15 protein-coding genes are annotated in these 14,324 nt (G+C 45.7%); 7 read left to right on the top strand and 8 right to left on the bottom strand.

Annotated features, from left to right (window positions below; translation table 11 throughout):
- Position 1: 1 nt before the first annotated feature.
- A complete protein-coding gene (locus tag L4D79_RS05290) occupies positions 2 to 619 on the bottom strand; it encodes a DMSO/selenate family reductase complex B subunit (protein WP_428648339.1) in 618 nt (205 codons plus the stop codon).
- Between the two features lie 10 nt (positions 620 to 629).
- On the bottom strand, positions 630 to 3,071 hold the full coding sequence (locus L4D79_RS05285; RefSeq protein WP_428648336.1) for a DmsA/YnfE/YnfF family dimethyl sulfoxide reductase: 2,442 nt from the start codon (positions 3,069 to 3,071) through the stop codon (positions 630 to 632).
- Positions 3,072 to 3,481: 410 nt separating this feature from the next.
- On the opposite strand from L4D79_RS05285, the gene L4D79_RS05280 reads away from it, so the two are divergent.
- The 3 genes from L4D79_RS05280 (at position 3,482) to L4D79_RS05270 (ending at position 6,208) form a co-directional block, all read left to right on the top strand.
- Entirely contained in the window at positions 3,482 to 4,063 is a 582-nt protein-coding gene (locus tag L4D79_RS05280; RefSeq protein ID WP_428651712.1) for a molecular chaperone TorD family protein, read from the top strand.
- Positions 4,063 to 4,614, top strand: coding sequence for a ferredoxin-type protein NapF (locus L4D79_RS05275; RefSeq protein ID WP_428648333.1), 552 nt, complete (start codon positions 4,063 to 4,065; stop codon positions 4,612 to 4,614). Before L4D79_RS05280 ends, L4D79_RS05275 begins: the two co-directional genes overlap by 1 nt.
- 85 nt (positions 4,615 to 4,699) lie before the next feature.
- A complete protein-coding gene (locus L4D79_RS05270) occupies positions 4,700 to 6,208 on the top strand; it encodes an ATP-binding cassette domain-containing protein (protein WP_428648330.1) in 1,509 nt (502 codons plus the stop codon).
- Between the two features lie 18 nt (positions 6,209 to 6,226).
- On the opposite strand, the gene L4D79_RS05265 is transcribed toward L4D79_RS05270, so the two are convergent.
- A complete protein-coding gene (locus tag L4D79_RS05265; protein ID WP_428648327.1) occupies positions 6,227 to 7,123 on the bottom strand; it encodes a helix-turn-helix domain-containing protein in 897 nt (298 codons plus the stop codon).
- 170 nt (positions 7,124 to 7,293) lie between these two features.
- Here L4D79_RS05265 and L4D79_RS05260 point away from each other — a divergent pair, with 170 nt between their 5' ends.
- Positions 7,294 to 7,485 (top strand): hypothetical protein, encoded by a 192-nt coding sequence (locus L4D79_RS05260; RefSeq protein WP_428648324.1) that lies wholly within the window; start codon positions 7,294 to 7,296, stop codon positions 7,483 to 7,485.
- Here the strand turns inward: L4D79_RS05260 and lhgO are convergent.
- The 4 genes from lhgO to L4D79_RS05240 form a co-directional block, all read right to left on the bottom strand.
- Positions 7,480 to 8,688 carry an L-2-hydroxyglutarate oxidase gene (gene lhgO, locus L4D79_RS05255; RefSeq protein ID WP_428648321.1) on the bottom strand — a complete coding sequence of 403 codons (1,209 nt, stop codon included), beginning with the start codon at positions 8,686 to 8,688 and terminating at the stop codon, positions 7,480 to 7,482. The genes L4D79_RS05260 and lhgO overlap by 6 nt on opposite strands.
- A gap of 616 nt (positions 8,689 to 9,304) precedes the next feature.
- Positions 9,305 to 10,219 carry a hypothetical protein gene (locus tag L4D79_RS05250; RefSeq protein WP_428648319.1) on the bottom strand — a complete coding sequence of 305 codons (915 nt, stop codon included), beginning with the start codon at positions 10,217 to 10,219 and terminating at the stop codon, positions 9,305 to 9,307.
- 366 nt (positions 10,220 to 10,585) lie between these two features.
- A complete protein-coding gene (locus tag L4D79_RS05245; RefSeq protein ID WP_428648317.1) occupies positions 10,586 to 11,008 on the bottom strand; it encodes a DUF3010 family protein in 423 nt (140 codons plus the stop codon).
- Between the two features lie 100 nt (positions 11,009 to 11,108).
- Entirely contained in the window at positions 11,109 to 11,615 is a 507-nt protein-coding gene (locus L4D79_RS05240) for a YgjP-like metallopeptidase domain-containing protein (RefSeq protein ID WP_428648315.1), read from the bottom strand.
- 109 nt (positions 11,616 to 11,724) lie between these two features.
- Between L4D79_RS05240 and L4D79_RS05235 the strand changes: the two genes are divergently transcribed.
- Positions 11,725 to 12,177, top strand: a complete 453-nt coding sequence (locus L4D79_RS05235; RefSeq protein ID WP_428648313.1) for a methyltransferase family protein — start codon at positions 11,725 to 11,727, stop codon at positions 12,175 to 12,177.
- Positions 12,178 to 12,202: 25 nt separating this feature from the next.
- Here the strand turns inward: L4D79_RS05235 and L4D79_RS05230 are convergent, their stop codons facing one another.
- Positions 12,203 to 12,979, bottom strand: coding sequence for an AraC family transcriptional regulator (locus L4D79_RS05230; RefSeq protein ID WP_428648311.1), 777 nt, complete (start codon positions 12,977 to 12,979; stop codon positions 12,203 to 12,205).
- A 148-nt stretch (positions 12,980 to 13,127) separates the two neighbouring features.
- Between L4D79_RS05230 and L4D79_RS05225 the strand changes: the two genes are divergently transcribed.
- Positions 13,128 to 13,508, top strand: a complete 381-nt coding sequence (locus L4D79_RS05225) for a SpoIIAA family protein (protein WP_428648308.1) — start codon at positions 13,128 to 13,130, stop codon at positions 13,506 to 13,508.
- 106 nt (positions 13,509 to 13,614) lie between these two features.
- Positions 13,615 to 14,289: a hypothetical protein gene (locus L4D79_RS05220; protein ID WP_428648306.1), complete on the top strand. Its 675-nt coding sequence runs from the start codon at positions 13,615 to 13,617 to the stop codon at positions 14,287 to 14,289.
- Positions 14,290 to 14,324: the final 35 nt, after the last annotated feature.

Genomic DNA, 14,324 nt, shown 5'->3' with positions numbered 1-14,324 from the left:
CTTATACCTCCTTAGGGTTTGCTAGGAAACCGCTGCGATCGCCGGTTGGGCGGGCATGACGATTTGGTTTAATGACAATGTTCGGTTTGGTTTTCAATGATGACGGTAGCGGCGCAACATCCGCATTGGTGCCGTATTTCTTGCGTAGATCATTGATAGGGCCAAACTCCAATGCACGCAACGGGCATGAGCCCACGCAGATAGGTTCAAGGCCTTGGCCGACACGCTCATAACAACCATCACACTTGGTCATATGGCCCTTATCAGCATTGTATTGTGGCGCGCCGTAAGGGCAGGCCATTGAGCAGTATTGGCAACCGATACAGACATCTTCATTGACGACGACCAAACCATCTTCTTTGCGCTTATGCATGGCTCCCGATGGACACACTTTGGCACACGCTGGCTCGTCACAGTGGTTGCAAGCAATAGAGAGGTAGTAGGAGAACACATCCTGACGGAAGGTTTCACCTTCTTTGACCCAGTTACCCCCCGTGTATTCATAGACGCGACGGTAGTTGACACCAACATCCAGATTTTTGTTGTCTTTGCACGATAGCTGACAGGTTTTACAGCCGGTGCATTTGCTTGAATCAATATAAAAACCGTATTGTTTCATGGTTTAAACCTTATGCCTTATTCACCAGTTGTACTTCCACCAGATTGGTGTGCTGCGGGTTACCTTTTGCCAATGGGCTAGGGCGCTGGGTTGTCAGTACATTGATACTGCCACCGTGGTCAATCTTTTGGCCGTCCGGTGCGTACCAAGCGCCTTCACCCAGAGCAACAACACCAGGCATCATGCGAGGGGTGACCTTGGCATTGATATGGACTTCACCGCGATCGTTGAAAATACGAATAAGATCACCATTTTTAATGCCCCGTTGCTCGGCATCGAGAGGGTTAATCCACATTTCCTGTGGGGCCGCTTCTTTAATGATATCGACATTGCCATAGGTTGAGTGGCAACGCGCTTTGTAATGGAAACCTGTTAACTGCAGCGGGAATTTACTGCGGTTAGGATCATCCCAACCTTCGGCTGTTGAAACATGGACAGGTAGTGGGTGAATGACGTCGCCTTCTGGTAGTTCCCATTCTTTGGCTAGATTGGCCAAGCGCTCAGAATAGATTTCTACTTTACCCGATGGGGTCGATAGTGGGTTCTGCTCTGGGTTATCCCTAAACGCCTTGTAAGCAACGAAGTGGCCGTTAGGATCGCGGCGCTTAACAATACCTTGTTTTTTCACGGTCTCGAAATCAGGCAGGGAAGGATCGTTTTCTCTGGTTAGCTTATAAAGATGACGCAGCCAACCTTCCTGATCACGGCCTTCGGTAAAGGCTTTTTCAACACCTAGGCGTTTGGCAAGCTCGGTACACATGTCATAGATGCCGCGTGCCTCGAACTGTGGCTCAATAGCTTTATCGGCATAGATGAAGTACGGCATATTGGCTGCCTTGGTGTCCATACAGAAATCGGCTTGCTCGGATGTGGTCAAGTCAGGGAGTAAGATGTCGGCATATTTGGCCGAAGAGGTCATGTGGTTATCAATCACCACGATCATCTCACAGGCCTTGTCATCTTGCAGGATCTCATGGGTTCGATTGATATCTGAGTGTTGGTTGATCAGACAGTTACCCGCGTAGTTCCAAATGAACTTGATTGGCACGTCGAGTTTATCTTTACCGCGAACACCGTCACGGGTTGCCGTCATCTCCGGCCCGCGAACAATTGCGTCGGTCCATAGGAACATTGAGATAGCCGTTTTAACTGGATTCTCCGGGATTGGGAAGCGAACAAATGGGATATTGTAGTCAGATTCGCGTGCACCTGAACCACCACCGTTGATCCCTAGGTTACCTGTCAGGAGTGCCAGCATAGCGATAGCACGGGATGCGATTTCACCGTTGGCGGTACGCTGTAATCCCCAGCCCTGGAAGATGGCACATGGTTTAGCTTGGCCAATCTCTCGTGCCAGTTTCACGATGATGTCGACCGGAATACCTGTGATAGGCGACGCCCACTCTGGTGACTTCTCTACGCCGTCTTCGCCATGACCAAGAATGTATGACTTGTAGTCTGAATTGGCTGGGGCTGAAGCTGGTAACGTCTTTTCATCGTAGCCGACACAGTATTTGTCGAGGAACGGCTGATCGACCATATTTTCGGTGATCATGACATGAGCAATTGCAGCTACCAGCGCAGTATCAGTACCCGGGCGGATAGGGATCCACTGATCTTCGCGACCGCCAGCGGTGTCATTGTAGCGAGGATCAATCATGATCATCTTGGCGTTGGAACGGGCTTTGCTTTCCATCAAGTGGTGGATCAAGCCACCGCCTGACATGCGTGTTTCTGCCGGGTTATTACCAAACTGGACGATAAGCTTGGTATTTTCCAGATCGGAGAAACTATTGTTGCTTGCCCAACCACCGTAGGTGTAGTTAAGGCCTGCGGCGATCTGTGCTGTGGAGTAATCACCGTAGTGGTTTAGGTAACCACCGGTTAGGTTCATCAGGCGGGCAATTAAGCTACCGCCCGGTGGCCAAGACTTGGTGACAGTGCCACCTAGCGTACCGGTACCATAGTTCAGATAGACCGCTTCACTACCGTACTCTTTGCGAATGCGGGTAAGGTTGTTGGCGACTTCATCAAATGCTTCTTCCCAGCTGATGCGCTTGAATTTCCCTTCACCCCGTTTGCCTACACGTTTCATCGGATATTTTAGGCGGTCAGGGTTGTATACCCGGCGGCGCATAGAACGACCACGCAAGCAGGCACGAATTTGATGGCTGCCATATTCATCATCACCGGTGTTGTCGGTTTCAACCCATTTAATTTCGCCATCAGCAACATGCATACGCAGAGGGCAGCGGCTACCACAGTTAACCGTACAGGCGCTCCAGACGACTTTTTCTTCTGCATCGGTCGTTGCTGCAGCAACAGGGGATGATCTAAAAGGTAGGGAAATACTACCGGCAACGGCTGCAAGCCCGCCTACTGCAGACGTGGATTTCATGAAATCACGACGGCTGAATGTAGGAGAGAGGAGCTGTTTGAGCTTTTTTTTCATAGCACGACATTCTCTTTATTTTTTGTTATCCACACTACTCTTTGTAGGTAGAGGTCTATCGTGATATTCGACTGAGTGTGTTGCAGTAGCTTTGTTTTCTATCAATAAAGGGCGGATATAAATGCAATGAAAGCATAAAATGTATAAGAGTGTGATATTCATCATACAAATTTTTTGGGTGATTTGTGCTTTACATAACAGCGGATTGAAAATTACCACATTGAAACAATTCTCATTCACAATCAAAAGCTTAAAGAATGGATTGTTGTCTTGAAACATGTTTTTCGTGGTAGTTATCGGCTATTGTTCCTGATGGAAGTGTTAATAGATAACTTTATGTAATTACTCGCTCTATTGGCATAATTTGAACTTATCGAACGACATTATATTTTCTGGAGGCAAATGTGACCATGGAGCACATTTCAACAATCGCTCGTATTTTGGGTAGCTTTTTTTATTATCCACTTACCCATGAGACAAACCGACAAGTCTGTCAGATGATTGCGGATAGTGATGAACAAGAAGGTTCACCGTTTGCAGAGCTGCTCCAAGCTATTGAGGTGGATGGGGCAGAAGAGCTTGCTATGGACTTCCAGCTTTTATTCGAAGGCTGTGAAGTGATGCCAGCACCGCCATGGGGGTCAGTATACCTTGACCGTGAGCAAGTTATTTTTGGTGAGACTACCGTTGATTACCGCCGCTTTTTAGCGAATAAGGAAATGAGCCTTGATACAGGTATGCGTGAGCCTGAAGATCAGTTCGGTTTGATGTTAATGGCAATGTCAAAATTTGCGGAAGCCAATGATAACGAGGCAATCAAGGTAATGTTATCTGTCCACTTGCTACCCTGGGCACCGCGATATCTTGAATTGATGCAGAGCAATGCTAAAACTCAGTCTTACCAGCTGCTTGGTGCAATGGCGCAACAGTGGTTGACGTTTATATCTGAGGAGTTGGCTATTTCGGTAGTGGAAAAAAAGGTTTATTTCTAATGAGTGAACGGGACGAACGTTATTACAAAGCTTGCATGGAGCATTACACGGTAAGCCGACGCGGCTTGTTTCGTGGATTATTCTCCGGGGCAAACCGCGTAAAGAAAGAGGCGTTAGCGCCGACGGTCGTTCGCACGGTTCCCCGTCCGCCTGGAGCGATTGATGAAGCCTTGTTTCTTGAAGTTTGCCAGTCATGTGATATGTGTGAAAAAGCCTGTCCCCAGCAAGTGATTGAGCGACCGGAAGGCTTCCCTCAGTTAAACCTTGAATATAATGATTGCAGCCAATGTGGTGAATGCCAGAAAGCCTGTCCGACTCAAGCCCTTTCATTGGCCATAACTGATATTGGTGTCCGCCCTGAATTCTCTACTCGTTGCGCCAATAGACTCTCTGGATACTGTGAATTGTGCGCCGAGCCGTGTCCGCATCAGGCTATAGAAATAAGAACGAACCAAATGCCTGTGGTTAACGATGCGTTATGTGATGGTTGTGGCCAATGTCGAACGGCTTGCTACAGTGGCGCTATTACCATGGCGTTTCCCAAAGACTAATGTGCGCTTGTTAAAATAGACAGTTTGATCGGCTTGCGTGTAAGGTAGTGGTTATATCGCTATGGCCTTGCAGGGAAGGAAGCCGATGTCCATCAAGCTACACCAAATTACACTTCAAAATATTCAACCGGATTCCAATAAGCCAGCTAACCGTTTATTTATTCCTCATTTAGAGATACATCCAGATCAGCACTGGGCTTTCTTTTGTGCCAAAGGCGATGCCGGTTCGGTGTTCGCCCAACTGTTAATTAATAAGAAAGTGCTTGATGGAACAAAGTTTGGCGAAGAAATGACCTTTGCTGGCGAGCTGTCAGGCATTCCTGGGAAGGTCAGCCTGGTGTCGCTTGCTCAGCAACAAGTTCTGTTAGAAGAAGAGCTTGCCAAGGATGATACTGATTTTCTTGATAAGCTTGATTCGGGAACAACCGTTGAGGCTTTAGTCGTTGCAAGCAGTGACAGCATGGAACATGCCGAGCAGCTACTCATTCTTTTGGATCTCCAAGGTCTTCGAAATAGCGGTTTTCGGAATTTGTCTACCGGCGAAACCCGTCGCGTGATGTTAGCCAGAGCGCTGGCTGAACAGCCTGAGCTATTGATCCTGGATGATCCTCTTGCGGGTTTGGACAGTGCCCATCAAACACAACTGATTAGCCTTATCGATCAATTGCATCAATCATTGCAGGTTATTCTGATCACGTCGCGCGAACATGCTTTACCGGACAGCATTACCCATGTCGGTATTTTCGAGGAAGAGAAGCTAGCGGGTACCTACTCTCGCAAAGAGTGGGAGTCTCTACCTTTGCTGGCACATTTACGGGCACAATCGAGTGAACGCAGTAAAGCTATACTGGTTTTAATCCAGCAATACCGTCATCAGACCGACATGCCTGATCCTCTTATTGCTATTCATAACGGTAAGGTTGAATACACTGACAGGTTGATTTTTGATGGGGTCAATTGGCAAATCAATAACCATGAACACTGGCAGATCAGGGGGCCAAATGGATGTGGCAAGAGTACATTGCTCGGCCTGATTTTTGGCGATCACCCACAGTGCTACAGCAATGATATTGAGATTTTTGGTATTAAGCGGGGGAGTGGGGAAACGATTTGGGATATCAAGCAGCATATCGGTATGGTGTCTTCAGCCCTGCATTTACAGTACCGTGTTTCTTGCTCGGCCTTAGATACCATACTGTCAGGGTTTTATGATTCCATAGGTTTGTATCAGCAGCCAAGCATTGATGAAATCAAACAGGCTAGAGGTTGGCTTAAGCTTTTGCATATGGAGCATTTGGCGTCGATGTCATTTAAGCAGCTTGAGTATGGCCAGCAACGGTTATTGCTGGTGGCGCGCGCATTGATCAAGCGACCTAAACTACTTATTTTGGATGAGCCCTATCAAGGCTTGGATTTTCTCAATCGGCAGTTGGTGAAAAATGCCTTGGAGATGATCGCCAAAAACCAACTTAGTCAGCTTCTCTATGTATCCCATCATCCGGAGGATGCGTTAGAAAGTATCACTAACTACGTTGATTTTGTTGGCTCTGCAGAGGCGGGTTATAAAACCATGATTACCCATCACAAACCTTAAAGCTTATGGGTAAGCGCGTCAGACCGCAGCATTGATTTTATAGTTGTTGCGGTACTGACGTGGTGTTATCTGTTTGTAGTCTTTAAATTGGCGGTTAAAGTTGACTTGATTGCGATAGCCGACGCTTTCGGCAATCAGGCCAATAGGCTGGCTGGTGGTTTGTAGCAATTCTGCCGCATGGTTTAAGCGCAGCTTTTTTAAGTACTGGCTAAAGCTTTCCTTGAAATGGACAGAAAATAGCCTGTGGATGCTACTTTCACTGGTATTCATATACGTTGCAAGATCAGCCAAAGTGACGGGTTGGCTGAAATGATCTTCAAGGTATTGGCAAACCTTTTCTATCTTTTCTTGGCTGACTTTCTCCGCGTTGTGCTCTTTTTGCGGGGAATAGGAAAGCTTTTGTGGTGCATAAGAGAGTAGGGTACGACTGTTTTTGTCGCCCACTAGCGTGCTGAGTACTTGGAGCAGAATACCAAGCTGCCCCATTGGTGGGTGGGAGGTGATAGTCTCAAGTAAACGAATAACTTGCAGGCATGCTTCTTCAGAAAACTCGACCCCTTTTTCTGCTCGTTTCAATAACGTTTCGATTTTTCTTATCTCTACGCAACTGAACATCATATTGGCGATCCATTCTTTCTTGAACCAAATAATATGGGTTTCACAAAGTTGCTCTGCCTCAGTGCCTGTTGCGATAAATCGATGCGGCAGGTTAGGACCAATTAACACCATATTATTATTGCCGAAAGATCCCTCGTAGTGACCTATACAGGCTTTGCCTTGAAAGTGGCGATGGATAACCAACTCATACTCTTGATGGAAGTGCCATTCATAGCGTTTGAGTGGCTCTTCAATCTTTCGATATCGCCATGAGTAGCCTTGACGCTGCATGACTTTTTCGATAGTCGCTTGGTGCATAGGAAATGGATCCAGAATAAAGGAAAAGTACCAGTCTTTATCAATATAGTACTGAAATTAGAGCTGAAGTGAATGCCTTGATGGAATAGTACTTATAGTTGATAAATTTGGATAATTCAGCCAGCCCCCAAGGCGTATTGTTGAGGCAAGCCATACGAGGAGCCAATACAATGAATAAACTTAAAGCTATGATTAATAAACTCATTATTGAAACCCGTCGAGACTGTCTGGCAAGGGTTGTTTGCGGATACCAAGCGGGTTATTCGTGGCAAGTTCTGGGGTATAAATCCAAGAAGGAGTTTGATAAGGATTTGGCCCTGAGCCTATACCGCCAGCGGGCCAAACGCCATCATACGTTATAGGCCCAATACCTTGTTGCAGATGTAATTGCCAATAGGCATTGCTGAGGTTGCCGCCGGGGAGGGAGCATTGCATACATGTAGGCTGCGTGGGCTTTCTGCAAACAGAAAGTCATGAACAAGGGTGCCATCGTTTAATACAGCCTGAGCCCGGATCCCTGCGGGATAGGGCTGTAAATCAGCGGCTGTTAATTGCGGGCAGTACTTGTTGACCAGCTTCAGGTAGCCCGGTTTCCACCATGAGTTTTTGGTTTCAGCTAACCCCGCCTTGAGGTTGTTGGCAGTAACCTTCCAGAACCCTTTAAATGTGAGCATTTCGCTTGTGTCTTTAACACTGAAATTAATACGGCTGTATCCTTCTCGTTTCCATCCCTGCACAGCGTTAGGGCCGACAGTAACGGTACCGTCAATCATCCGGGTGAGGTGGACGCCGAGGAACGGTAGATCAGGATCAGGGATCGGGTAGATCAAATGATTTACGATCTGATTGTGTTGCGGTGCTAAGCGATAATACTCTCCACGGTAGGGAATGATCTGAAAATCGGTGTCGATATTCATCATTTGAGTAAGGCGATCAGCCATTAACCCGGCACAACAAACCAAGAACTTTCCTTGTAATTGGAATGGCTGGCCGTCACTTTGGCAGTTAACGGTGACCCTCTCTTTTTCTTCGTGAAGAGCCGTAACTTCTGTACGTTTGGCTATTTCTCCGCCTAGTTGAAGCAGCAACTCAGCCATTTTGTTGGTGATTTGTTTGTAATCCACAATTCCTGTGCTATTAACCAAAATCGCACCAAGTCCCGTGATATTGGGCTCTTGCTGCTGTAGTTGAGCCTGACTAAGCAGTGACACCTCAATACCATTTTCAAGGCAGCGTTCATAAAGCGCCTGCATCCGCTCTAGTTCGGCGGTATTGGTGGCAACCAGCAGTTTTCCGCATTGTTCAAAAGGAATTTGGTGCTCGGTGCAAAAAGATTTGGTCGCTTTCTCGCCAGCTTTGCACAGGGTGGCTTTTAGGCTTCCCGGCGCATAGTAGACTCCTGCATGGATAACACCACTGTTATGGCCAGTTTGGTGAGAGGCAAGCGTATTTTCTTTCTCTACAACAATGATCGATGCATCGGGTCTTCGTTGCTTTAGCTGCCAAGCTGTTGATATACCGACGATACCACCACCGACAATGATGTAATCGTATACCTTATCCATTTGAGTTCCTTTTGTATAAATATGCTAGAGCTTGAGCCGCTATCCTATTGATGAGTATAGGTAAACAAGGAGGTGAAAGCTGCGAGCCTGACCACAGAGCTCGAAATGTAAGAGCACCCATTTAATACTATGTGTATTGGTGAGTATTTGTTCGATTTTGTATCTGGAGGGTACCTGTCACTGCAAACTTAACTAATTGGATATAAAGTATTTTATACCCAAGTTACCTCAAGGTAGAGGCAAAACCGGCAGGACGCACCATACTTGTAACGTACTCCAAGTAACGCTGTTTCATGAGGTTGCTTGGATATAGCAATAGGAGCGATCAGTGATGCTTAGGAAAGTCAGTGAGGTCGATTTTTACAAGTTGTTCACCGTGATCGGTGGCTATTTTCTTTTCTTCTTTGGTACCTTTCATTTATTGCGGTGGATGAATAGTACCAATCTATTAATCTATGCGTTTGTTGTTCTTTCTGTTGTCGTCAGTGCGTTGCTGATTTTAACTTTGTATAAGTTAAGGAAGAGACGAAATTATCGAAGTTGAAATTACAGCAGGACGTTTAGAAAGATACCCAAGCTTTTTGCAAAGCTTGGGTAGACGTCGAATGTTTCTGGCCTATTGCTTTAGGGAGAAATCAACAAGCTCGATTAGATATGCCTCTTTTTTAGAGTCATTTTTCTCGATACCTTTAACAATGCCTAGAGCAGGGTTCACCCACACTTCAATGCCGACTGGATCGTGGTTTCTAATCTCTGATAGATAAGTCGTTTGTCCATTTTCTTCAGTACATTGACCAGTAATTCGATCGCGAATATAGAACTTTATTGTCTCGATTTTCTTCGAGTTTACTGTAATCACCTCTTTTGAAGCGCGTGTAAAATCGAATGTTCTTGAGATATTAAAATCATCACAACGGGAAATGCCCTGATGGCCCTCTGCGACACCGTGATCTTCAAGAATATATTGAATGGCATCTTTAGATAAACCAGACAGCTCTGATTCAAATGTCGCTTGATATTTGCCTAGCTGGGCAAGCGCGAAGTCACCGTTGGCAAAAAAGTCCGGCAGCCCCCAAGGTTGCTGATCTTTGCTGGTGCCCTCATCGATATAGGTAACAAAGTGCTTGTTAGCCATCTTACCTGCAAAAGAGGAATCTTTATCTTTTGGCTGGGTTAGCCCAGCATCCTGGTATTCAGTGGTATTGACTGCATAGAAACCTTCTAATCCTTCTTCGTTAGCTAGAACGTTGAGGATATCGTATTTGGCAATATCGCTATCTTCAATTGCCTGATATGTGCTCTTTTCATAATTGGTGTCGACTAAAGCAGCCTCTTCCATGAATGATGAGTTGTATTCTTTGATTGATAGTGTCGTGCTGCTGAGCTTAGCGGCATCAAAAGTTGCTCCTTTCAAAGGGAAATCAACTTTTGGCGCTGGTTTCTTGTCGTCTGGCGTTGAGCTGCCGCCACCGCCTCCACCACAACCGGCAAGAAGACTGATGATTGAAAGGCTGATAATCGTTTTTTTCATTAGGAGACCGCTTAAAATGAGTTTTTATAAAAAGTTGAAATAACTGTCCATGTAATGATTCGGTGGGATTATATGATTAGGCGGCTTCGGCATGTGTCACGCTTTGTATTTGCTGTGTATGGCGGTGGCTAAGAGTAATTAGTAGTGTGAATGGTAAGGGTTGTGATGCTGAAATAATGGCTTTGGTTCGGATAGATAAGGACTGGAAACAAAATTTACAATTGTAATGGTGTGTCTGGTCTGAACAGTCAGACAATAGTGCGGCCAGTAATACGCCCTAGTGATTAAGGATATTTTCACTTGTGCCCAAAGACTAAAAAAGCCAGCTTAGCTGGCTTTTTGCATGCGATTTAACTCACAGGCTTTTTATTTGCCCAGGTATGCATAACCTGTCATGAATGCCGCTTCTTGGAACTGACGAAGGCCAGTCGCGCGGAACTCGATAGCAAGTGGGTTGCGCTTAAGCTTTTGCTTGATTTCTTGACTGGTCATGAAGTCTACTTCAATGCCTTCAATCAATTGAATCGCGGCTTCAAGTTTGAAGCCAACTGCGCTGCCTGCGAATTTACCACGAGTCTCACGAGTACGGATCACAACACGATCGATCTGGTAGTCATCCAGTAGCTTTTTGAATGTCTGCTGGAATTTACTCATCTGCTCATTGTCCATTGAGTCTTGCATGATGAACTTTTGAGAACGGCACTCAGGAAGATCAAACAGACCGTTATTCTGGGAAAGAAGGCAAATTACGGCCTCGTTGCTACGAAGCTCAACAGCACAAATTTTCATGTAAACACCTAATAATGTAGTTAGCAGGGTATTTTAGGCAAAAGTGCGATAATTGCCAGAAATTAAATGATCCAGATAGCTAGTTTTATACCCAAATGACTTAGCTGTATAGCGGACCGTCGATCTCAAGCTGGGTTAACATCAGACGGGCATCCAGCTCTAACTGGTGGTAGTCAGGCTCCATATGGCAGCATAACTGGTAAAATGCCTTGTTGTGCTCTTTTTCCCGGCTATGGGCAAGCTCATGTACCACTATCATTGATAGCAGAGGAAGAGGGGCTTGTTTGAAAATAGTTGATACCCGGATTTCATTCTTTGCCTTCAGCTTCTTGCCGTGGATGCGAGAGACAAAGCTGTGCATCCCCAATGCGTGGTTGACCATATGTATCTTGCTGTCGTAAGCCACTTTACTGATTGGAGTCGATTTTTTCAGGTACTGATTTTTCAATCCGATGACAAACTCATAGAGTGCTTTTTCAGATTGGATCGTATGTTGCTCTGGGTATTTTTTTAGCAGGTATCGCTTGAGGTTACCTTGCTCAACCAGTTGGCTGACTTGGTCAATGAGTTGGTCAGGATAGCCTTGTAGGTATTTTAGTTCTTTCATATGAAAAATCAGACGCAGAGTGAAAGCGTGATTCTAAACATTTTGTGAAAGGTGAGCAATATTAGGTCCTAAACTGGAAGAGAATAGCGAGAAAGGAAAGGAGATAAAGATGGAGTTACGTTTGCCACCCCCGCTGATAGTCATCATTACATTCGGCTGTATGTATGGTCTTGCTCAATACTGGCCACTTTATACCTTTACGTTTGTTCTTCAGCCTTATCTGGTACTGCTTTTTTGTCTCATTGGCACCTTTCTAGGCCTTTCTGCTGTTTGGTCATTTGCCAAGGCCAGAACAACAATTGATCCCCGCTTTCCCAATAAAACATCCAGGCTTGTGACTACTGGAATTTATCATCATTCACGTAATCCGATGTACTTAGGATTATTTTGCTTCTTATGTGCAGCATTTGTTTACCTATCGGCACTTAGCCCTTTACTCATGATAGGGCTGTTTGTGTTCTATATGAATCACTTTCAGATTGCGCCTGAGGAGGCCGTGTTACAAGCAATGTTTGGCGAGCAATTTGATCTGTACTGTCAACAAGTTAGGCGTTGGTGTTAAGGATGATAGAAGTTATGGCTCTTCATTAAATTGGCTGTTTAATATAAGTGCTGGGGGTCGCTCCCGTTTGTTTGCGAAAAAAGCTGATAAATGCGCTATCGCTTGAAAAGTCGAGTTCAAACGCGACGGTTGAGACTGATTTATGCTCAGACAGTAGTTCAATGGCTTTCATCAAGCGCCATTGCTGGCGCCAAGCTTGGTAGGGCATACCTGTTTCGCGTGAAAAAATGCGAGAAATGGTTTTCTCACTTGCCCCAATAGACTGCGCCGCTTCATTCAAAGGAGACGGCGCGTTCCCTTCATTCTTGAGTTTTGTTAGCCAAGTTCTCAGTCTGGTATCCGATGGTAGCGGTAAGAGCAAGGTCTCATCGGGCGCTACAGCAAGTTCTTGCCAAAATAAATTCACAAGCGCTTCTTGTTCAGAAAAAGGCATCTGCCAAGGCCAAAAAGCCATTCTTTCTATAAGCTCTCGAAGCAAAGGGTTTACCCCAATGATTTTAAGTTTGTCTATTTCTTCCTCTTTATGCTGCGTGTCGAAATAGATTGAACGATAGGCAACGACATTCGTCATGACCGCGCAGTGATTGACACCAGCAGGGATCCAAGCGGCTCGGGTTGGGGGCAAAATACACTGCTGATTGTCCAATGTAATACTCATGCATCCAGACGGGGCGTAAAGCAGTTGCGCTTTACGGTGGCAGTGCATACCAGAATCATGGCGTCCGACATTGGCCGCGATGCCAACAATTTGGCTGGGAATTGTGTCTGGGTTGAATGGGGTTTGCTCGGTGATAAGTGCCATGTCAAAAAGGTAACTGTTGGGCTTGTGATAAATAATAGCGAGATCACGAAGTTAAGTATATGCAGAGATACCCTGATGACTTCAATCTGCTACTTGATGTCACTTGGGTATAAACTATTGAGATAGCCGGATTCAAAGAGGAACGAACATGAGTTATGTCCATGGTATCCACCTTGAGGTCGAGCAGTTAGATGATCTGGTGTTTATGGAGCTGATGGCCGTTGGTACTTTGACCCATGCCGATTACGAGAAAATTACGCCGTTAATTGAAGAGGCGCTTGAGGGGATCGAAAACCCAATAGTTAATGTGTATTTTGACGGCACCGAGTTTGAAGGGTGGGACCTTCATGCTGCATGGGATGATCTTAAGTTAGGGCTGCGGTTTGGTCGTAAATTCAATAAAGTTGCGATTTATGGAAACCAACATTGGCAAGAGGTAATGAGCAAGGTGGGGAGTTGGTTTGTGAGTGGTGAAGTTCGCTATTTCGAAGACTCACTAGAGGCTATTAGCTGGTTGCGGGAAGAATAAGTTGGCTAGTATTGAAGCTGTGTATACATTAAAATATTGATAGTTTTGGGGAAAGATAAGCAGACCCTAAGTTAGAATGATAAATTTCGCTACAGGTATGGTGAAAATGAAAAGGAATGTAATTGCGTCTGGGGTTCTGTTGTCATTGTTTTCAATGCATGCATGGTGTGATGAAGGTGCGGCAGCGCAGGCGGAGCTTGAGCCGATGGTTCAAGCGCCTGGTTTTCAGTATTTTGTTGGACTGCGCGGTGGGGCAAATTTGATTGGTAGTGATAACACAGCCTCAGCTACCACGGGCAATATCGACTCTGATGATGACGACTTTGGCTCTTTTGGCGCACTGGATTTTGGTGTGTACATGCCAAACCAGCAGGGGCGCGTGTACTATAGCTTTGAATACCATACATCGACCACTAAGTTTGACGGCCAGGATGCGTATGACACTAATGTTGGACTTCACCTGCTAAGTGCAGATCACTTTTTCCGTCCACAAGCATCAATAAAACCTTTTGTTGGCCTCCATATCGGTTATGCATTTGCCGAAACAGACTCTGATTTTTCTGACAGTTATGAGGAGAGTGGTATTGTCTTTGGTTTTCAAGCCGGTTTAGGTTGGGAAGTTATCGATGACTTGGGGTTTGAGGTCGGTTTACGCCATACTGTACTGCCTTCGGAGCGTCGTTCATGGCAAGCTGAAAACAGTGCTGGCGATTCAGTAACGGTTGAAACTCAGCTTAAAGGGGTAACATCTGCGTATCTTGGCGCCACCTATCGCTTTTAGTGGGTTCGAGGTTTGCTTGAGCGGTTTACTCAGGA

This window comes from Photobacterium satsumensis, assembly GCF_050336935.1.
Classification (GTDB): domain Bacteria; phylum Pseudomonadota; class Gammaproteobacteria; order Enterobacterales; family Vibrionaceae; genus Photobacterium; species Photobacterium satsumensis.
Note: the sequence above shows the minus strand (reverse complement) of the source record. Positions and strands in the feature narration are given on the sequence as shown.